Origin of the sequence: Flavobacterium sp. F52, from assembly GCF_000278705.1 — a bacterium.
Classification (GTDB): Bacteria; Bacteroidota; Bacteroidia; order Flavobacteriales; family Flavobacteriaceae; genus Flavobacterium; species Flavobacterium anhuiense.
This window is the reverse complement of the sequence record NZ_AKZQ01000001.1, coordinates 42,089-64,007: the sequence shown is the minus strand read 5'-3', so window position 1 is coordinate 64,007 and position 21,919 is coordinate 42,089. Positions and strand designations below refer to the sequence as shown.

Here is a 21,919-nt window from a genome sequence, read left to right as displayed (position 1 = left end):
TTTAAAAAGTTGCGTTAACACCTGTCATGTAAATACGAGAAAGCGGATAACGTCCTAAATCCATTCCGAAGTTTTTAAGACCAACTTCAGGATCCATTCCAGAATATTTCGTGATTGTAAATAAGTTTTGTCCAGAAATAAAGAATCTCAATTTTGCTTTTCCGTTCAGCCAGCTTTCTTTTATTGTATAACCAAGCGAAACGTTTTTCAATCTTAAGAAAGAAGCATCTTCAATGTACAAATCAGAAATACGTCCGAAGTTGTTATTGTTATCTGTTGACGATAAAACCGGAACATTTGTATTGGTGTTTGTTGGCGACCAAGCATCTTTCGAATCTGCCAATAAGTTGTAACCAGGAAAAGAAGCATTTAAACCTGTATGTTTTACAGCATTGAAAACACTGTTTCCTGCAGCACCTGTGAAGAAAATATTCATATCAAATCCTTTGTATCTGAAATTGGCATTCAAACTATAAGTTGTTTTTGGGAAAGGACTTCCTAGAACCACCCTATCGCTGTTGTTGATTACGCCGTCGCCGTTTTCATCTTTAAATTTAATATCTCCTGCAACCGCATTTGGCTGATACATCACACCATTTTTGTTTACATACGCTTTCACCTCATCATTGCTTTGGAATAATCCATCAGTAGCATATCCGTAGAAAGCTCCAACTGGGCTTCCAACTTGGTAAATATTGGCTAATGGTAAACTACGAACTCTGCTTAAACCTAGAGGTTCTAGTGAATTCAAATCATCTTTAATAGAAACAATTCTATTGCTTAAGAAACCCGCATTTGCCGTTACATCAAATTTAAATTCGCCACGAGTTTTTTGATAGGTTAAACTCACCTCGATTCCTTTATTTTCTACATCTCCCGAGTTTACAATTCTTCCTTGCGGAGTTCCAGAAACTCCAGGCAATTGATCACGAACCAACATGTCTTTGTTTTTCTTGACGTAGGCATCAACAGATCCTACTAAAGTGTTATTTAACATGGTAAAATCTAAACCGATATTAGTCTGTTCAGAACTTTCCCATTTTAAATTCGGGTTTGATAATTCGCTTTCAGCATAACCATAATTGATTGATGGCACAGCGCCAATTAAAGCTTGAGTTTGAACTAAAGGCACACTAAATTGGTATGGGCCAAGGTTTCCTAAGTTTCCAATTTGTCCCCAGCTTGCACGAAGTTTCAAATTGCTGATGATTGGCTCAATACCTTTCATGAAATTTTCTTCAGAAATTAACCAACCTGCAGAAACTGAAGGATATACTTTCCAACGATTATTTTCTAATAATTTTGAAGTTCCGTCACGACGAACAATTCCGGAGATTAAATATTTCTGATTGAAATCGTAATTAATTCTTCCCACATAAGAAGAGATAATTTCATCTGATCTTCCTGCTGCTGTCTGCTGAATTAATTTTGCATTCAATAAATAACGCTGTGATGGATCTTCGTTATCAAATCCAGTTCCTTCAACTGTGTAGAAATCTCTTTTCGTTTCTTGATACGTATATCCAGCCAAAGCTTTTAAATTGTGTTTTCCGAATGATTTCTCATAAGAAATGGTTTGCTCGCTCAATAAATCGGTAACTGTTGAGTTTTTCAACGTCAATCTGTTGAAATCGAATATTTTTCCTGGTTCAGTAACCTTTACTGTAAAATCTGTCGCATTGTCCTGAATTCTGGTATATCCCCAATTCGATTTTACTTTTAAACCCGGAACAATTTCCCATTCTGCATACGGATTGATCAAAATGGTAGAAATTGGATTTTTATTGTTTAATCTTTTCAAATACGCCACCGGATTGATAACGTCTCCGTAAGAACCAACATATTTTTCTGGAACACCACCAAATTGGCCCGAACCATCTTCTCTGTAAATTGTTGCGTTTGGCGGATATAAAATCGCTGCCTGAATTGCTCCTGTATATGAACTTGAAGTATTAGCCGTCTGACCATCAGTTAAGGAATACGATAAATTTTCTCCAATGGTGAAATTATCTGCCAATTTGAAAGAAGAGTTTGCTCTTACTGTGTAGCGTTCTCCATAAGTATTTAGCAAAATACCTTCGTTTTTTCTGTAACTTCCAGAAAGAAAGAAATTAGATTTTTCTGTTTTTCCGTTTACCGAAAGCGACAAATCTTGAATTTCTCCTGTACGGAAAATTTCATCCATCCAGTTGGTTTTTGTTGTTCTTGCTGTTGGTTCAAATGCAGGATCGAAAGCTGGAATTCTTGGCAAACCTGCATTGTCTCTTGCAAGATTCATTGCATCAGCATATTCTGCAGCATTTAAAACCTCTAATTTTTTGGCTACATTCTGAAAACCTCCTTGGTAGTTTACATTCACATTAATTTTGTCTGAAATTCCTTTTTTAGAAGTAATTAAAATTACTCCACCAGAAGCTCTCGCTCCATAAATTGCTGCAGAAGCTGCATCTTTCAAAACGTTTATCGATGCAATATCATTTGGATTTATAGTGTTTAATGATCCGCTATAAATGATTCCGTCTAAAACAATTAAAGGCGTTTCAGCGTTCAAAGATCCAATACCACGAATGTTGATTGTTGGCGATGCAGTCGGGTCACCGCCATCGTTGATTACGGTAACTCCGGCAACTGTTCCTTGCAATAATTCAGCGGCGTTATTGTAGGTTCTGCTTGAAGTTTCTTTCATAGAAACAGAACCAACGGCTCCTAAAACTTCATTCTTTTTTACGCTACCGTAACCCATTACTACAACTTCTTGAAGCTGTTTTACGTCAGCTGCCAATTTTACAGTAATATTTTGTGAACTCGTTACTTTTACTTCTTGCGTTACATAACCCACATAAGAAAAAATAAGCGTGGCTTCAGAAGCATTTACTTCCAATTTAAATGTTCCGTCAAAATCTGTTGCTGTTGCTGCGTCTGAACCTTTATCTTTAATTCCAACTCCCGGCAATGGCATATTATCGTCTCCTCCAAAAACAGTTCCTGAAACAATAATTTTATTCTGATCTGCAGAAGCAACTTTCTGATTTTTCTTGATTACAATATTGTTGCTCACAATCTCATATCGAAGCACATTGCCGCAAATTTTATCCAACGCTTGTTCCAGCGTTACATTATTCAGTTTTAAACTTAATTTCTGATTGGCGTTTACTTGGCTGCTTTCGTACATAAAATGCACATCAACCTGATTTTCAATTTTTTGAAATATATTTTTTATACTCTCATTATCAACTTTTAAAGTGACTCTTTTGTTAATGTCAACATTCCCGGCTTTTACTGTTAGTGCAGCAAAAAACAAAGTCATAAACAGGAATAATTTTGCTCCTATTGTCCTTATGCTGGCATACCGCATTTGTTTTTCATTCATAGTTTTTAGATTTAGTGTAATTGTTTTGTTTATAGTTGCTACGTAGTTTTATTTTTATTGCTTAAAGAATTATTCGATTTTATAAACTCCAGAATCCATTTTGTATTGAGCGTTGATGATGTTGCACACCAATCCAATTACCTGATCGGCAGGAAGTTCTTTAAAATAAGCGCTAATCTTTAAATCGTTTAAATTCTTGTTTTTGACTTCGATCGAAACGTTATAATTGCGATTGATCGTGGCTACAACTTCTGCCAAAGGTGTTTCTTCAAAAACCATAATGTTTTTACGCCATAGCGAAATAGTATTTACCGGAATATCCTTAAAAGCCTGAAGCTTATTATCTTGAGATTTAAAAACCACTTTCTGACCTGGAGTTACATATACATTCTCGTCTGTGACAGTCGATTTCACATTTACTCTTCCAGTTGCCACCGAAACTTCTTGCGTGGTCTGATCAGGATAAGCTTGAACATTAAAACTGGTTCCGAGAACTTTGGCATCCATTTTATTGGTATGAATAATAAAAGGATGTTTCTTGTCTTTGGCTACATCAAAAAAAGCTTCTCCGCATAAATACACTTCTCTTGTATCGCCTTTAAATTCCTTCGGATATTTAAGAATACTTCCCGCATTTAGCCAGATTTGTGTTCCGTCACTTAATTTTATCTGAGCATGTTCGCCTAGTTTTACTGCAAATTCCTTGCTTTCAATAGTATTGGATGTTGCGCAAAAAAACACTGATAATCCAACAAGGAAAACCAAAGAAGCCGCAACAGCCCAGTTTTTATATTGAAGTGAAATAACTTTATTGGTATTCTTTATTTGTCTTAATTCTTTTTTCAGTTTTGAGCGATCCGATTGAACCACTTCCATATTATCAAAAAAATCATCTGTACGGTCGTACCATTTATTCCACATCTCTTGTCCTTTCGGAGAATACTTTCCTTCTAAAAAATTTTTGATTTCGTTATTTGAATTTTCAGGCATTATAATTTCTTTATGTCTTTAATAGTATGTCTTGGGAATTGCAATTTTAGGTAGGCGCAAAAGGTTACGCTTCTGTTAAGAAAAAAGTTGGGTTCTTAATCTGAAGTTTACTTTTAATTGAATTCGCCCAAATAAGTGCGCATAAATTTCAGCGCATACGTAATGTGGTATTTTACTGTTTCGATCGAAACATTCAATTCTTCGGCGATTTCTTTATTGGTGTAATGTTTTATGCGGCTGAGAATAAAAACCTCTTTTGATTTTTTAGGAAGTAATGATGCTGCTTCGTCAACCGCTTTTTGCAACTCATCGTAATAAATAGAATCTTCGATCGCATTATAACTGGTTTGCGAAACCGTATTTTTTTTTAAAACTTCTTGAATGTATTGATCGGTAACCTCGTGCGATTTTATATAGTCTAAAGTCATGTAGCGAACCGAAGTGTAGATGTACGCCGCAAAACTTTTCTGGATTACAATTATTTTGCGTCTTTCCCAAATAGAGGTAAAAACTTCCTGCACAATTTCTTCTGAAATGGCGATCGATTTCATTCGCAGATATACGAATCGAACGAGCAGGTCTCGATATCTAAAATAAAGTTCATCAAAAGCTTTATCCTTGCCTGATTTTAATAATTCGACAAGTTCTTCGTCTGTAAACTTCTTATACATGATTCATTATTTTATGATTAATCAAATTAAAAGTGCTAGCCAAAACACTTTTTCTGATTTCGTCTTGATAATGATCGTGCTGTTTTAAAAATGGCATATACAAAGTATTGGTTTCTTCTTATATGTCTCCAAAATTAAAGCTGAGGGTAGGTCGATTAGGTTACGTTTACATTAATAAAACCTTTCTAAAACGAAACATATTATTAACATTTGAAGTCAAAAGCCAACTGAAAAATAAGGGTTTGCAGTATTTCGCGTAAAAAATGAAATACTTTGTTTGGTATAACAATCTTTCTCTTATAAAAAGCAGAAAAAGTGCTTAACAAATAATTAATGAGAATGCATTAAGATGGGTTTATTCTTTTCAAAATTCTTTCAAAAAAAAAATAAAAATCAAAAACTAGTTGACAAAAGCAACTAAATTTATATATTTGTACCTCAACAATACACTATTTTAATCATGAATACTACAACTTCAAAAATCAGAAGTTTCAACCGATTTTATACGGCACATTTAGATATCTTAAGTCAACATTATTTAGATAGCGAATATTCTTTAACAGAAATACGAATCTTGTATGAAATCAGCGAAAGCAAAACCATAACAGCACAAAAAATCACTGAAATTCTAAATCTGGATAAAGGATACTTAAGCCGAATTTTAAAACGTTTTTTAAAAGAAAACTTAATAGAAAGAGTTGCTTCAGAAGAAGATAAACGCGCTTTCAATATTAAACTTTCTAATACAGGAAAAGAATTATTGGCTGTTTTAAACACCAAATCTGAAAACAAGATTGAAGGTAAAATTGAAAAACTAAACAATTCTGAAAAAGAAATTTTAGTCGATTCAATGAATACGGTTAGAAATCTGCTGACAGAAAATAAAATAGCTCGAGAAGATATCGCATATCGCCATGAAATCACGCCTGGAGATATTGGCTACATTATTCATCTACACGGCGCGATTTATGGCAAAGAATATAATTTTTCGACTGATTTTGAGAAATATGTGATCAAGACTTTTTACGATTTCTTAGAAAAATATTCCCCAGAAAATGACCGAATTTGGATGGCAGAATACAATAATAAAATTGTGGGATGTGTTGCCATTGTGCATCAGCCAAACGAAGAAGCCCAACTGAGGTGGTTTCTTCTGGATTCTGCTTTTAGAGGCCTTGGAATTGGCAAAAGATTATTGACTGAAGCTGTAGATTTTAGCAAAGAGAAAAAGTTTAAAAATGTTTTCCTGCTTACGACAAACATGCAAGACAAAGCGCTTCGAATGTATAAAATGATGGGATTTGAACTTACGAAATCGGAGGAAGTTCAGGAATGGGGAAAAACGTTTTATGAGGAGCGGTATGATTTAAGGCTTTACTAAGCAGTATGATATTTTTGTTTTTTATTAAAATATAAAAAGCGCAAAAGTCTTCTAACTTTTGCGCTTTCTATATCCCTCATTGTAACTGCATTTAATTCAGTATTCAATTATAGAAAACATTCTATTTTATCTTTATAAAATTTATTTAATCTTTTTGAAAATTTTATCATCCGAACCTAAATCAGATTTCAAAACAAGTTTGTTAGAACTTTTTATTTCAAAAATCAATTCCCTGTTAATTTCAAGCTCTGTTACTTCCCATTTTTTATTCCCACTTTTTAAAGCTTCTTGAGTAGATTGAATTGGTGGATAAATTGGTTTTTCTAAAATATCTGAAGAAGCTATATTTATATTAACTTTCACAACATTATTCTCTAAAGGCTCACTCTGTATTGTTCCAACAAAAAATCCTGGTTTATATCCTTCTCTAGCCTCGCCAAACAAATCTGTATTTCCATAAAATATTCCTGACAAAGTAACATCAATATTTTCTCCTTTTTCATTTTTCTCTTGCCAAGAATAGCCTTCAAAATTAGGGATCGTTTTAATATCTACTTTTTTAAATATCAAAAGGAGACTTTCATCTGGAGTATCAGTATTTTTATACTCATATTTTCCAATTAAATTATCCAAACTATCATTTTGCACAACAGACACTTTACTGTCAACGGAAGTTTCTGCTTTTTGTTCTACTTTTTGTTCTTTTTTCTGCTCTTTACATCCAATAAGTGAAAGGAATAAAAAACAAAATACTATACCATTTTTTTCATTACTTTTTTTCAAAATAGATTAATTATTGCGTCTTAAATGATCTTTTTTTGCATGAAATTACAAGTAAAAATAGTGCCCAAATAAAACTTCTTAGCATAATATTTTGTAAATGAGAATACAACTTAAAACTAAAAAATTATACTTAGCAACTTAGAGAAATATTTTTTCACATATGGTAACTGCAATTGTTAGTGAAAATTTATTCTTCCTCAATAAATTTACCATTGTTTCTTAAGATAAAATTTTTAAATGAGCCATCAGAGGTTATTATTGGTCCTAACAAAATCTGCGTTTCATCTATCTTCTGTAAAGTCACTTCCTCTTCATCATGTACGGTATTAAATATTTTTAAATCAGTAATCTCATTTTTTGAATTTAAGATAAATATGACACATAAATCATCTATCATTTCTGGATAAGCAATTAATAATGTCTTATCACCACTTAACATTTTTCCATAAATATATATGCCTGCATCATCTTTCTGCTTAATTTTAAGGACTTCTAACAGACTATTATAATAACCTTGTGAAAATTTGCTTTTTGAAAAAAATATCCTTTTAATTTCATCAATATTTAACAAGGTTGATCTTGAAAAAATTGGATCATTTGGGCCGATATCTAACCTAAGATTTTCTATGTCTTTTAACAAATCAGTTTTTTTTATTATATATTGAAATCGATCAGCATCTGACATATTTTTTTGATCTAGAGGCGTATATTTTTTTATTATTTCAAATTTGCCTTGATTATTTACGTTGTACAAAACATAAGGATAATAAGGTGCGCCAGATTCAATATAGCAATTTATTATTCCTTTAGAATCAATAAAAAGTTTTGGCATACATCTGCAAAACAGCTGGTTGTATTTGGACAAATCAAGAAAATCAATTAGTTCACCCTTTTCATTGTAATTTAACAATATATAAAAATCCGTTGTAAATAGTATAATTGTGTTAAACTTCTCATTTAGTTTAATTCGGCCAAAAACAATTGAATTTTTAATCAATTCCTCATTATCTCCATAATGAAACTCTCTATACTTCGTAGAAGTTTCCCTGTCAAATTTTTTATGTTTTACTAATAATTCAGTAAAACTTTCCTTATAGTTTTGATATTTTCTCCATTCATCTCCAAATTGATCTGTGTTTTCATTGAGAAACAAAGTATCTTTTATTGTAATTAATTTTATATCATTAATATTAAGTGTTTTGCTTGTAACACTATCCTTTTTTTCTTCATTTTTGCCTTCATTTTTGCAACCAAGTATAATTAGTAGTAATCCAAAAATTACTGATCTATAAATAATACCACTCATAACGTTTAAATATAATTTTATCATCTTTTAATTGTTTAAGCTTTAATATTTGCTTTTTTGTACGAAAATACACTTTTAAATTTCCAAAAAACAATATTATTAAATCAAAAAAGCGCAAAAGTTAAAAATACTTTTGCGCTTTTTATAATGCTATTAATTCGGTTTTATAAAAGTTTAATTTTTTCCGGATTATCTTTCTGTATTGAAAATTTAATTTTCTCAACCCAGTCAGTATCAGGAATATTTAATGTTGCTTTAAAGAAGTAATCTCCATTCTTTTCATTAACAAATTCAATATACTTAATAATAGAATATTGATTGAACTCTGAGTCTTTAATCCTGAAATCAGATTTATTGATTTTTTTTTCTAAAATAGTTTTACCTCCTTTACTTAAAGAGATAACTGATATGCGATTATGATACACGTCAGAGTTAATATGATATAAATCACTATCAACATTCTTTACAATAGAGCTATCATTAAGGCTGTAGTTTATTATTCTTAAATCAAGAATTTCTTCATTATTTTTTATATTTTCTGAACTTTTAATAGTATCAAGATCAATTGGCCAAAAGTTTTTAATTGTATCTTTATCTTGTTTCTCTTCTACAATATCATACTTAGTCAATTCTTCTTTATTAGGGGTTTGGTAAATTTTATTTTCTTTAGGTTGATTCTTTTTACAGCTCAATATTACCAGTAAAACCAAAAAAAATATTATTCTCTTCATAGGGTACTTTTTAAAGCTAAAATAGCATTTTTAAATTATTTAATCCAATCTTGAGGATCTATTAAGTAATCTTTATTTTTTCCATGTCCTTCGGTAGGGTCAATTTGAGTATATGTTTTTTCACTTTTCTTACCTTCCAATTTCATTATTTCATAATGTAAATGCGCACTAATGTCTCCTCCTTTTTCTTTTCCATTATAGGATGCTCCTAGTTCTCCTATTTTTTGACCTTTTTTAATTTTTTCGTCTTTTTTGACAACTATTTTACTTAAATGTAAATATCTAGTTTGAAATAAATTATCCTCAGAACGAATTATTAAATATCTACCAGTATTTCCACTTGCGTCATCTTTTAAGCTATAGATAAAACCATCATGAGTTGAAAAAACAGGAGCTCCAATATCCGTATCTCCTCCTCCTGAGTAATTAAAATCTAAACCTTTATGAAATTTTGATCCTACTTGTACATCTCGTTTACCATAACCTGAAGTTATTTGATTTAATGTCCAATTTTTATATTTTAAGTTAAGAGGTAGAGCTTTTAAGACTTTCTCAAATTTTTCTCCTTCATTTTTAATCCTTTCAAGTTCTTCCCTAACTTCCCACATAAATGTGGTGCCTTCTTCAAATCCCCTTTTAGTTTTTCCACTTTTAATAATTTTATTATCATATTCTCCCTTTTCTTTATGATAAGATGGATTGTTATAATATGCCATTCTATTACTAGTCCATAGAATATTACCATCTTTATCACCTTGTCCGACACTTGTAGGCTGCAGTACAGCTAGATATAAATCAGTTAATGATTTATATCCATTTTTTCCTAATTTTTCAAATCTCTTCTCAACATAATTCAATTGAGTTACTGCTGTCATCTTTTTTAATTCCGCATGTGTTGTTCCTACTTGTTCAGCAGAAGCTTCACTGAATTGAATAAGTCCTACATATCCAATACCATTATCAATATGCGGGTCAAAAGTTAGAGAAGTCTCTTTCGCAATAATAATCATAATCCAATTAGGGTCTACTTTAAGCTTCTTAGCTATTTTAACAACTTTTACTCTAAATTCCTTACTTACTTTAGAACCCCAAATTAATTGTGGATCATTTTCATCAATTATTTTGTTGTTATTTTTATCCTTGTTCCCCTCACCCACAATCATAACCAGCACTTTATTAACCAAGTGCTTTGTAGAATAACCTTCAACACCCGCATAATAATTTATTTTTGATCCTAGCTTGAGTTTCTTATCAAGATTCTTTAAAAGGAAACTGGTTGTGGCAACCCCCTCTGAGTTTACTGTTGCTTTACCTGCAAAAGATGGCTTTTCGCTTACTTTATGAGCACTCAATGTAACTTCTTCTCCAATCATATTTTGGGTTTTCGCAACAATAGTCACAATTGCGCCTTTTTTGCCAAACGGAACCTCATCTTCTGGTGTTACTCTATTGCCGTCATAGGTAAAGTAAACATCAAGTACTTTTTTATCTGCTGTAAGAGACAAAGTTGTATTAGCATCGTAATTGGCTGGTGACTTAAATGGATATGGTTTACTATTCTGGATTCCTAAGAGTTTAAAACCAATTTTGGCATTTTTCTTTCTTCCCAATCCAATTGCTTTTTGAAAAGTGGCATCAAATTTTACCTCTTCAAAAATTTCACCTTTACTATTTGTTTTTACGTCAATGTAATGGTTAGTTTTTGCGTTGCCTAAATAAAAATAGATTCTAACGGTTTGATTGTTATAATATGGAATACTGGCGTTTATCCAATTGCTTTCTAAAAGACCCGAAATTGTTTTTTTACTTCCTCCCCTCCATGCCCAATATGCTTCGGTTATTTCAGGCTGTTTTACTTCCATTTTAAAAGTAACACCATCTTTTGGCCCTTTTTTATCATTACAGTAGGCTTCTATTTTGTAAAATCCTATTTTTTGAGGAATTGGTACATCATAGAAATCCCACTTATGAATATATGGTTTTTGAGGATCTTTATTTTCATTTATAATTACCTCTCCGTCTGGAACATATAACTTATTATTAGAGTCATGAATTATCCATTTTACATCTTTTTTTTCTGTATCTGTAGGAGGATTTATTTTGAAAGTCTTAGCTTCTAAAGTTAAAGCATTACTCGGATTACCTAATAAAAACACATTTTTTTTAGGTGTGTCCTTAACGTGACCGATACTTGTAACCTCATTTTTAATTACCGAAGTTTTGAATTCCTTATTTAATCCATATTGGTCTTTACTGTTAACTTTAATTTTATAAATGCCTAAATCTCGCATGGCAAGTTTAATAATACCTGTCGAGTCTAATTCTCTTTCTTCTGAGATAACAGCATTTTTTCCGCCAACAACAGTTTCAATCTGATAATAAAGCTTCATCGGATTTAATGTTTTTATTGCTTTATTTTTAAGAGAAACTTTAAATGTTTTTTCTTCAGCAAAAGGTCTTATAAATTCAGCTTTAGCAATTGCAGGTGGTGTAATTATAATATCTTGTGCTACTATCTTTAGCTCTATGAAAGTAGCTGTCGCAGCGCTCTTTTTCTGTTTTACTGTATGTTTTTTTCCATAAGCATCAATTCTATACGTTCCTGGAGTATCAAAATTATAACTGAATGAAGTGCCTTCGTTTTCAAAAATGTTATCGCTATCGGTTGTAATATTATAAACTATCCAGTTAATATTTTCTTTTTGATTCACTTTCTGATTTATAAAAGCTTCATCGACGAAAAATTCCAGACTTTCGCCAACAATAAATGAGGTTGCATTCGCATTCTTAATTTTTACTGCTCCTTTGTTTACGCCACTTCCGTCCAAATCAGTTTCGTTGACTTGCTTAAGGAATACATAAACGTCTTCTTTGCCAATAGAAGCATATAGTCTGTCGGCACTTAAATTAGGATATATTTTAGTTTTAGTAGTAATGGTAATGCTATTTGGCAATGCATCAAGTCCTTCAACTTCTTTCAATAATAAAAATAATTCATCATATCGCTCAAAAAGATTCGCAACGTTCGTTTTATCATCTGCCAATTGTTTTTTGATTGTTTCCCAGCGACTTTTAGCAGCTTTAGAAATAGATCCTTTGAGAATGTTGGCCTCTATTGCCTTAATCATCTTTTTGCACACCACATTCCAATTAAAGTTTTGAACTTCAGCAGAGGTCTCCGTCATTTGTTTTAAAGCATTATACATTTCTGTAAACAGCATTTCGTTTGGTTTATCTACAAAATCTGCTACTGCTGTCTTCTCATCATCAAAAGCTTTGCTAATACGTGTCCAATATTGAATCGCTTCAGGATTATTTTCTTTAATTGCCTGATCTAATTTCTTTTTGATTTCGGCTTTGATAAGTTCCATCGATGGTTCATTGTTATTTGATTGAAGCATTTGTGGTACTATCAGCATTTGTTTTGTATCGATACTTTCGTAAATCTGACTAAATGCATTGCTTAAAACTGTATTTTCTGCTTCTGAAACCGGAAGAGTATTGCCAGTTGATCCAAAAGAACTCATAATTGTACTTTCAGTGCTATCAAAAGCGCCTCCTCCGATTGAAGCATTAAGCGTTGATCCAGGAAATAAATTTGACCTCGGAGCCGAAGAAGTATTGCTAAACGATGGGACTGTTTTAATTGCAGCATTGGTATCGAAAACGCCTTCTCCAGCCGAGTCTAAAGTATTGTTCATGACATTATTTGAAGCATTTTGCTCCTGCCAAATTTGTACGATATCTTTTTGCTCGTTGATTTCTTTTGAAACCTGAGCAAGTTCTTTTATAAAGCTTTTTGTTAAATCTTCAGAGCTTTCTAAAGAAGAATTATTTTTTATTAAAATATTGAAATTGTGAACTGTATTTCTATTCATAATGAAACGTTTTTTCTGGAGACAAAAGTACGCCCATCATTTATGTTTTGAAAATTACAACGCCTTTGAATTCAGTAGTTTCAGCGGGTTTTCTTTCTACTGAAACTACTGAAAACCATCGACTTTTTTCAATCAAAAACATATTCCTTTTCCTACTTTTGCTTCTTCCAAAAAAAAAAATAATCACATTGCATTTTTTTACCTCATTGCAATTGTGTCTTCCTTTGAATTCATAAAAAATACCACTCGACTTTTATTATTAATCAACTTAAAATAGCCGTTATGGATTTTTTATTTTCAATAGGCATACGGAAAATGCCTAAAATTCCCGACAAGAGTAATTTTGATTATTTACTATCGAAAAAATCTTTCTTAAAAATTATTTACCCAACTCTAAAAATGATTCTTATATGTAAAGTCATTTTCAATACCTAATAAGAGTTGAATTTCAAAACCTTATAATTACAATTTAAACATGGCAATTCAGGCATTAAATACCATTAAAAAATGGTTTCAAACAGGTTTGAAACCCTCTCAAAATCAGTTCTGGGACACTTGGGACTCTTTCCGTCATAAATTGGAGAAAGTTCCTTTAGAAGATGTTGAAGAACTTGAATCAATTCTAAATGCAAAAGCAGAAAAATCAGAGCTGGACGAACATAAAAATGACAATACAGCTCATTCTGAACTTTTCGCAGCTAAGGAAGATAAATCACAAAAAGGTATCGCTTTAGGTTATGCTCCTTTAGATGAGTTTTCAAAAATTGCTTATCAGTACTTAGAAATTGTAGATAATCTTACTTCTGGCGGTACAACATCAATGCTTTCAGCCGAACAAGGAGTTGTTTTACAAAACCAAATTGACAGCATCAGAACATTATTGTCTTCTGATAATCCTGAGCTTGATACTTTTCAAAAAATTGCTGATACGATTGAACAGATTCAAATGTCATTGGATACTATTTTGGTAAATGATTTAACAACGGGAGGCGCTACAAAAGCTTTAACAGCCGAAATGGGTAAGCAATTAGAAGCCAACAAAGAAGACAAATCGCAAAAAGGTGTTGCTGGCGGATATGTTCCTTTAAATGATCTAGCTAAAATTGCTAGCCAATATTTAACCATAATAAACGATTTGACTACTGGAGGTTCAGAATCTATACTAAGTGCTGAACAGGGAACTGTTTTACAAAATCAGATTGACAGCATTAATACTTTACTTGCTTCTGATAATGTTGATCTTGACACGATTCAGGAAATTGTAAATGCTATTGAACAAGTGCAAATGTCACTTGACACTATTTTGGTAAATGATCTCACTACTGGCGGCATTACAAAGGCTCTTACTGCCGAAATGGGAAAACAATTAAATGAGATTAAGCTTACGGCAACCATTGCAACTGATGCAGAAACACAAATAACAACTTCGGTTACAGAAGATAATAAAGTTGTTAGTCGTTCTAAACTGTATAATTGGTGGAATTGGCTGAGACGCTTGCCTTTAATTTGGAACAATGACATTTCTACAACTGATTATTTAGGACAAGCAAAAAGTGTCATGAATTATCTTGGATTTACTATTTACAATACATCTGGCACTAAACTTTTTTATGTTAATAAAAATGGAGTACACTTTAACTCTAATGGATCTGCAAGTGGTGGTATTACCTTAATGGATGACCTAAATAATGTGAACTCTAATTTATTGACACTTCCAAATAAGAGCGGAACTTTGGCAATTTGTTATGATGCTGTAAATACCTGTTATGGAACTGCTACAAAAGCTCCTCTTACTATTCCGAATGGAACATTAACTACTGTTCCTCAAAGTGGAGCAATCGAACGAGATATACAAGGAAATTTATATCATTCGACAGGTTCTACTCGCAAAAAAATAATAGATGAATCAGATGCAGTAAAATATCTACAGACTACTTATCGAAATTCGAAAACTAGTAACGTTACAAATAGTTATAGCCCTTACAGTACAACCATGTCCTCTTTTGCACCTTCAATAATGAATGCATTCGGATCTGCTGAAACTGGCAATTATTTACTAAAAACTGTAGATCAATACGAAGATGGATATCTGCCTGTTGAACCTGGATTTTATCTTCCAGACAATGTAGTTTTTGAATTTTACTTAAAAGGGATGAACTGCAAATTTGGCGGTGAAAGCAAAATTAAAATGTATGGAATACAACGAACAGGTGCAACATCAACTAATTTAAGGTCTTATGAAATCCCTCTTATTATTACCACAGCATCTGATGGAATTAATTCTTGGTCAATTTTATCATATGAAGAAAATTCATATGATATGAAAGGAAATATTATTGATACAGTTTATAGATCTTACCCTCTGCAAACCTATAGTTACACAGGTTACAATGGTAACGGAAACTTAAAATTCAATGATTCAATAATATCACTTGACCCAAGTATTACATTCTCTTACGAAGATCCATATAATGAAAATGGCATGAATACAATTTCTGGATCATCTTACACAAACATTTCAACGTCAATTATAAAATTATAAAAAAATGAAAACACAAAAAATTGTCCAAAAAATTTCAAACAGTCCAGTATTTGAAACTATAGAAAGAGAAATTCAAATAGCAGGAATAGTTCTTAATTTTGACTTACAATTATTAGACTTGTATTATACAATTTCTTACTTTAAAGATGGTGAAAATGTCAGCCAATTATTTAAAAAAGAAGTTCCTGAATGGCATATTGATAATCAGCAAACTATTCTTGTTCGCGATGAAAATTTTAATCCTGTAGCAAATCCAGATTATGTTGAGCACAAAGATGAGAATGGCAATGTGAAAAATTTACAAGAAAAATTTCTTACTGAACCAGCTTTTGATTATGTTTCAAATATAATGCTCAACACACCTATGAATTTGAGTGATATTCTTAGAAATTATATTTTAGAAGAAGATAACTCAGGAAGATTCAATTAAGAAATGGGATTAATACTATATCTAATTGCTGTTATCTTATTTTTGCCTTTGACAGCATTAAACATCATTGTAGTTGTTTTAAAAAATGCAAGAGCAAAAGGCTTTCTCAGAACTCTAAATCAATATTTTTTTACTGGTGCAATTGGTTTGGACATTTTTGCAAATTATGAATTTCGTACTCTTTGGAATACATTTTTGCGAAAGAAAACCGGCTATCAGTTTGGTATGAAAGGCGAAACAATTTCAAGCGCACTTGGTAAAAATCAGAAAGATAAAACATTATCCGGTGCAGGTTGGGTCCTTGTCTATTTTCTCTGGGCTGTAGATTATCAGTATTGGAAAAAAGGAGGCCATTGCATCAATTCAATAATTTAAGAACCCAAATATTTTTTCTTTAAATAAAACCGTTAACAATGAGAGACAAAATCTCTTAATTGTTAACGGTTTTATATTCTACTGAAACTACAGAATACAGAGGTCTTTTTTTTCGTTTTTTAGTGTTCTTCTAACCTACTTTTACATCCTCAAAATTAAATAACAGCATCTCTTTTGCATAAAGAAATCTACTCCTGTTATTCTTAAAGCATTTCCAGAAGAACATATTATTAATTCAATTATAACAAATACCACTATGAGTTATGTATTATCAAAAGGTATTAGAAAAATACCTAAAATTCCAGACAAAAACTATTTGAAAAATTTTCTAAATCTGAAATCAAACCCCTAAAAAATCCAAAAACAACAACTTAATTAGACATTATTATCATGGCTATACAAACATTAAATACCATAAAAAACTGGTTCAAAACCACTTTAAAACCTTCTCAACAGCAATTCTGGGACACTTGGGATTCGTTTAGACATAAACTAGACAAAGTTCCAGTAAAAGATGTTGAAGGAATCGATGAATTATTATATACAAAAGCAGATAAAAACGTTTTAAATGATCATATTGCTGATATAAACGCGCATGCTTCCTTACTTGAACTAAAAGAAGACAAATCGCAAAAAGGCATAGCTCACGGATATGCTCCTCTAAACGGTTTTACAAAATTAGCAAGTCAATATTTAGACATTGTCAATGACTTGGTTTCTGGTGGTTCTTCTTCACTTTTAAGCGCTGAACAAGGAGTACTTTTACAGAATCAAATTAAAAACATAAACTCCACTTTGGCCTCAGATAATCTTGATCTAAATACTTTTCAGGAAATCGTTGATGCGGTCGAATCAATTCAAACTTCTTTGAGTACTATTCTAGTAAACGATCTTACTACAGGCGGAACTATGAAGGCGTTGACAGCTGAAATGGGAAAACTATTGCAATCTAATAAAGTAGACAAAGTTACAGGAAAAAGTTTGCTTTTAGACTCGGAAATTGATCGTTTAACTACCCTTGAGAATTATACACATCCAAATAATCACTCACCAAATATTATTACTCAAGATGCAAACAATCGATTTGTAACAGATAGTGAAAAAGAATTTTGGAATGAAAAACAACCTGCATTAGGATTCACTCCAGAAAATACTAGCAATAAAAATACCGCTAATGGATATGCCGGCCTTGGAGCAGATGGAAAACTAATTTCTTCACAAATTCCTTCTATCACTATAAATGATACTTTTGTGGTCGATTCACAAGTCGAAATGATGTCTTTAAATGTAGAAACTGGGGATATAGCTGTCAGATCAGATTTAAATAAATGTTTTATTTTAAAAGGCACTAATCCAGAGTCCCTCGAAGATTGGCAAGAATTGCTCACTCCGAGTAGTGAAGTAACAACTGTTTTTGGCCGTAACGGCGCCATAACGGCTCAAACAGGAGATTATAATGCAGATCAAATTAATGAGACACCAACAAGACGATTTCAATCTGCTAGTCAACAAACATTTAACGATGCAACTTCAAGCATTCAAACGCAATTAGATTCAAAAATTTCTAATGCCACACATACAGGAGATGCAGTTGGAGCAACAGCTTTAACAGTAAAGGGAATTAACGGCACATTACTTTCGCAATTGCCAACTGGTCTTTTAAAAAATACAACCTCTACAGGAATTCCAGTTATAGCAAAAGCTAGAATCGATTATGCAGAGTCAACTGCTTCTCTTGCAACAGGTATATTAAAAAATACAGCTTCGACAGGAGAGCATAGTATTGCAACAGCTGGTGATTTTCCTATATTAAATCAAAATACCACAGGAACAGCAAATAATGCAACCAATCTTGCAGGGCAGCCATCAACTTATTATGCTCCGATTTCATCCCCAGTATTTACAGGAACTCCAATGGCACCAACTCCTGCTTTAGGGATAAGTAGTGAGCAATTGGCAACAACTGCTTTTGTATATTCAACTTTAGCAGTTGGTAATTTTGTTGACAAAATGTCTATTCAGACAATTCTAGGATCAAAAACCTTCTCGAGTCAAGCTGTTTTTAATGGTGGCGTTTTTTTAAATTATTCATCTTCTGATACGTTTAATTCTGGATCTCCCGGAAATATAGTTATAACAAACTCAATAGATGGTGGTGCATACATGGATTTCGGAAGTTTTTTTAGAACAGACAGGGCATATCGAATAGGTGTTGATACTGACAGTAAGTTTAAAATAGGATATGCAAATGAAGCAAGTAAATTTATATATAATAAAGCTGATGGTAATTTAGAGATTTCATCTTTAAATGCTACCAACCTAACTGGTGGTAACGCTACCGATGGTTATTTTCCTTTTGCATCAACTGGAGGTTTATTAAAAAATTCTGCCGTTTTTCAAAAAGCAAATAATATAGGCATTGGCACCAACACGCCTACAACTTCGCTTCACGTTTTGGGAAGCATCAGAACAGAAACAACAGTCCCTGTACAAGGAGTTACAGCTGGTAACTCTGGTGAAATACGAGCTGTAGCAGGCTACATTTATGTATGTTCAGGCGGTACAACATGGACTAGAGCAACATTGTCAACATTTTAAAACAGAGAATAAAATGCAATAAAACCACTATGATTTTTTCTTCATAGTGGTTATTTAATTTCTCAGTCTTCTCTTCCAAAATATTCCCAAGTCGGATTTGCTGAAACTACTGAAAACCAAGCGCTAATTATTCTTTTTTAGGCTTCATATATCCTACTTTTACATACTCTAATTTATCTATTAGAATTCCCAAAACACTCACGATTACACGATTTACTTTTAAGATATTTTCCTAAAAGTCAGCACTTCATTTGCATTAATCATTCAAATAATTTTATCAACTTTTAAATATTTATCAATCATGGATTACGTGCCGAAAGATTTAGGAGAAACGCCTAAAATACCAGACATGAGCAACTTTAAAAATCCTTTGGAATCAACATCCTCAGGTAGCATTTTTATTGAAAACTTCAATATTACTCCTTCAACTTCAATTGAAAAAAGTGAAAGTTTAGCTGAAATCATAAAAAAAGAAAGCAAAGACAGCTGTATTTAAACTATAAAAACAAAATAATGACAGACGAAATATTTATCCAAAACCTTAAAGAGAAATACGGTCAGATATTAAAACTTACTTCTGATGATCAATCAATTACAGCGTATTGTAAAAAACCAACTTTCGAAATCTATCTAAAATATCAAAAATTATACAAAGATAATCCACATGAAGCGATTCTATTTTTATTTAAAGAATGCCTACTTGAGAAAGAAAATTATAATGACGAGTTCATGCTTGCTTCAGGAAACTCAATCATCGAAATAATCAAAAAAGATAGTGAATTCAATATAGACTCAACACCTCAGAAAGATGAGTTTAAGAAATCGGCTGCTCTTATTCGATATGCTTTTCAGGTCGATCCATACAAACTTACTATGGATGAATTTTATAAACTTCTTGAGGAAGCGCTCTGGCTGCAAAAACACAATGACAACAGAATGGAAAACACTATGATGGCAGCTTTTGCTAAAACATTTTCAAACTAAAAAATAAAAAACAAAATCATTATGAAATTCAATTTTAATGTAAACGAAATTTTAGAAGCTAAAGACATCGAATACAGCGGTATCAATTATAACGAATCTGAATCGAAAGATTTTATTATTGACAAAACTGGCGGCGAATTTAATCTTCGCGTTTTCGCTCCTTTGGTTTTTGAACCTCTCGCAAAAAATGATCTTAATCTGCCAAGTTTAAGAGTCGACGCTGTTACTGTAAATCTAAGCCGTTCTAAAATAATTAAAAAAGAAAATGTTGAAGGAAGAGATTCAACCATTAAGGAACATATTACAAATGGCGATTTCAGCATTTCTATTGAAGGACTGATTGCCAATGAAACAGGAGATGAATATCCAAAAGAGAAGCTGTTTTTATTAAAACAATTCCTTAATGCTCCATATTCCTTAAGAGTAACACATGCCATTTTGAACCGATTTGGAATCTATGAATTAGTTATTGATTCTTATTCGATTCCTTCTATTTCGGGAACAAAAAATATCCAAAAATTTACGGCCAGCGCCACATCAGATGAAACTGTCGAACTAATAATTAGAGACAATGCTTAAGCTCAATGCCAAAATTAAAGTTTACGAAACTGTACGACTTATTCCCACGCCTAAATTTTATGAATTTAATTATGTAAAGAACGTAAACATAAATAGTTCGTACAAATCACTTACCGATACGGCAACTATTGTAATGCCACAGAAAGTGTATACTGATACAAAAGGATTTGATCAAAGTCTGTTTACAAATGCCAGCGGAGGAGAAAAAACAATCCATGATTTCTTTAAACTTGAAAGTTATATCGAAATATTCTTAGGATACGATGGCGACTACAAGCCTGCTTTTAGAGGATACATTACAGGAGTTCAATCAGATACTAATGCTGTAATAACCTGCGAAGATGCAATGTATGCTTTTAAAAAAGTAAAAGCCGTAAAAGACAACAATGTTCAGGATAAAAAGGACAATCTTAATTTTGTTGCTGTTAATCCAGCCACCAATGTTGACAATTTTAATCCTAAAACATTTTTCGAAAAAAGAATCAGAGAACTGAAACTGCCTTTTAAAGTCAATGCGCTAAATGAAAATATTGGAAACATTATTGTCAGCAGAAATCATAGTTTGGCTCAAGTTTTTGAAATGCTAAAAGACAAGGGAGTTTACACCTATTTTAAAACCGAAATAACTGGTCCAGTTCTTACGATTACCAATAATCCTCAGCAACACACCGCCAATGAATTATCAGGTTTTATTGATCGTAATTTTATTAAAAGCCCATTGGCTGGCGCTCTTGTAAAAAAACTGATTAATGAAGGTTTAAATCTTCTTGCTTCACAATTAAACAAAGCCATTCAAGCAGTTTCAGGCGGTTTTTCTGGAAGAGTCAATTTAAAATTCCGTCATAATATTATCGAAGATAAATTGGTTGTTGTCAACGAATCCAGCAAAAATACACGAACTAGAGTTGAAAAATACTTTAAGAATTCAAACAGTCCAATTTATATCGAATTAGGAGATCCTAACGGCCAGCTTTTAAAAACACATGTTTTACACAGCGATAATGAAAATTTACCTAATGATCCAGCCTTATTTGAAAAAACAACAACAGAAATCGCTTCAAAATTGTATCAATACGGCGCCTTGCGAGCCATGCAGTCTAAACCAAACGGATTTGAAGGTTATATTTTGACTTTCGGAGAACCATTTGTACGTCCGACAGATAAAGTGATTCTTGAAAACGGAAAAGACGAAGAAAAAAATGGAACTTTTCAGGTTGAAAAAGTAGAACGCAGTTATGGTGAAAACGGCTATAGACAGAAAATTTATTTAGGGAGAAGAGTCGAATCTGTATAAAAATTGA

Annotated in this window: 16 protein-coding genes; 9 read left to right on the top strand and 7 right to left on the bottom strand. The window is 32.2% G+C overall.

The features are described from left to right. Nucleotide 1: 1 nt before the first annotated feature. The 3 genes from FF52_RS00275 to FF52_RS00265 form a co-directional block, all read right to left on the bottom strand. Nucleotides 2-3,370, bottom strand: a complete 3,369-nt coding sequence (locus FF52_RS00275; RefSeq protein ID WP_008461974.1) for a TonB-dependent receptor — start codon at nt 3,368-3,370, stop codon at nt 2-4. A gap of 69 nt (nt 3,371-3,439) precedes the next feature. Beyond that, complete coding sequence (locus FF52_RS00270) at nt 3,440-4,360, bottom strand: FecR family protein (RefSeq protein WP_008461972.1); 921 nt, start codon at nt 4,358-4,360, stop codon at nt 3,440-3,442. A gap of 113 nt (nt 4,361-4,473) precedes the next feature. After that, nucleotides 4,474-5,031: an RNA polymerase sigma-70 factor gene (locus FF52_RS00265; protein ID WP_008461970.1), complete on the bottom strand. Its 558-nt coding sequence runs from the start codon at nt 5,029-5,031 to the stop codon at nt 4,474-4,476. A 460-nt stretch (nt 5,032-5,491) separates the two neighbouring features. Between FF52_RS00265 and FF52_RS00260 the strand changes: the two genes are divergently transcribed. Next, a complete protein-coding gene (locus FF52_RS00260; RefSeq protein ID WP_008461969.1) occupies nt 5,492-6,412 on the top strand; it encodes a bifunctional helix-turn-helix transcriptional regulator/GNAT family N-acetyltransferase in 921 nt (306 codons plus the stop codon). A gap of 141 nt (nt 6,413-6,553) precedes the next feature. Here the strand turns inward: FF52_RS00260 and FF52_RS00255 are convergent, their stop codons facing one another. From FF52_RS00255 to FF52_RS23060, 4 genes are all read right to left on the bottom strand, one after another. Then, nucleotides 6,554-7,195 carry a hypothetical protein gene (locus FF52_RS00255; RefSeq protein WP_008461966.1) on the bottom strand — a complete coding sequence of 214 codons (642 nt, stop codon included), beginning with the start codon at nt 7,193-7,195 and terminating at the stop codon, nt 6,554-6,556. Between the two features lie 187 nt (nt 7,196-7,382). Next, nucleotides 7,383-8,525 (bottom strand): hypothetical protein, encoded by a 1,143-nt coding sequence (locus FF52_RS00250; protein WP_008461963.1) that lies wholly within the window; start codon nt 8,523-8,525, stop codon nt 7,383-7,385. Nucleotides 8,526-8,665: 140 nt separating this feature from the next. Next, the gene (locus FF52_RS00245) at nt 8,666-9,232 is read right to left on the bottom strand and encodes a DUF4738 domain-containing protein (protein ID WP_008461962.1); all 567 of its coding nucleotides are present in this window, start codon (nt 9,230-9,232) and stop codon (nt 8,666-8,668) included. Nucleotides 9,233-9,267: 35 nt separating this feature from the next. Next, nucleotides 9,268-13,110 carry a M23 family metallopeptidase gene (locus FF52_RS23060; RefSeq protein WP_008461961.1) on the bottom strand — a complete coding sequence of 1,281 codons (3,843 nt, stop codon included), beginning with the start codon at nt 13,108-13,110 and terminating at the stop codon, nt 9,268-9,270. Nucleotides 13,111-13,585: 475 nt separating this feature from the next. Here FF52_RS23060 and FF52_RS00235 point away from each other — a divergent pair, with 475 nt between their 5' ends. The 8 genes from FF52_RS00235 to FF52_RS00200 all read left to right on the top strand — a co-directional run bounded on the left by FF52_RS00235 (nt 13,586) and on the right by FF52_RS00200 (nt 21,912). Beyond that, nucleotides 13,586-15,652: a hypothetical protein gene (locus FF52_RS00235; protein WP_008461960.1), complete on the top strand. Its 2,067-nt coding sequence runs from the start codon at nt 13,586-13,588 to the stop codon at nt 15,650-15,652. Between the two features lie 4 nt (nt 15,653-15,656). Beyond that, entirely contained in the window at nt 15,657-16,082 is a 426-nt protein-coding gene (locus FF52_RS00230) for a hypothetical protein (RefSeq protein WP_008461959.1), read from the top strand. 3 nt (nt 16,083-16,085) lie between these two features. Further along, entirely contained in the window at nt 16,086-16,457 is a 372-nt protein-coding gene (locus tag FF52_RS00225; RefSeq protein ID WP_008461958.1) for a hypothetical protein, read from the top strand. 390 nt (nt 16,458-16,847) lie between these two features. Further along, a complete protein-coding gene (locus FF52_RS23055; RefSeq protein WP_008461957.1) occupies nt 16,848-19,055 on the top strand; it encodes a putative bacteriophage tail fiber protein in 2,208 nt (735 codons plus the stop codon). Nucleotides 19,056-19,356: 301 nt separating this feature from the next. Next, nucleotides 19,357-19,551, top strand: coding sequence for a hypothetical protein (locus tag FF52_RS00215; protein WP_008461955.1), 195 nt, complete (start codon nt 19,357-19,359; stop codon nt 19,549-19,551). A gap of 17 nt (nt 19,552-19,568) precedes the next feature. Next, the gene (locus FF52_RS00210) at nt 19,569-20,039 is read left to right on the top strand and encodes a hypothetical protein (protein ID WP_008461953.1); all 471 of its coding nucleotides are present in this window, start codon (nt 19,569-19,571) and stop codon (nt 20,037-20,039) included. Between the two features lie 21 nt (nt 20,040-20,060). Then, nucleotides 20,061-20,618, top strand: a complete 558-nt coding sequence (locus FF52_RS00205; RefSeq protein ID WP_008461951.1) for a DUF6046 domain-containing protein — start codon at nt 20,061-20,063, stop codon at nt 20,616-20,618. Then, the gene (locus tag FF52_RS00200) at nt 20,611-21,912 is read left to right on the top strand and encodes a hypothetical protein (protein WP_008461949.1); all 1,302 of its coding nucleotides are present in this window, start codon (nt 20,611-20,613) and stop codon (nt 21,910-21,912) included. Before FF52_RS00205 ends, FF52_RS00200 begins: the two co-directional genes overlap by 8 nt. Nucleotides 21,913-21,919 lie beyond the last annotated feature (7 nt).